A 286-nucleotide genomic window follows, 5' to 3' on the forward strand; every position below is an offset into this window, starting at 1 on the left:
CTAGCTGTACTGGGTCAGGACGTTGGTTACAGCGTGAATAGGTGAAGACCTCTTAGGTTGGTGGTTACCACACACAGCCAACGACTAAGAGGTCTTCATGTCCCACCGTAATGCCCGACTGACTCCGAACGGTAGGCGCATCATCATCGAGCGCGTCCTTGCCGGCCGTCCTGTGGCCCATGTCGCCAAGGAAATGGGTATCTCAAGGACCTGCGCCCACCGCTGGATCAGCCGGTACCGGGCCCATGGCTGGGACGGCCTTGAAGACCGCAGCTCCAGACCGAGA

At 59.4% G+C, this 286-nt stretch carries 1 protein-coding gene; it reads left to right on the forward strand.

The features are described 5' to 3' along the window. Nucleotides 1-97: 97 nt before the first annotated feature. A partial coding sequence (locus AC3IMC_RS20485) for a helix-turn-helix domain-containing protein (protein WP_490920731.1) occupies nt 98-286 on the forward strand: 189 nt, incomplete at its 3' end.

The organism is Arthrobacter sp. E70, from assembly GCF_058266945.1.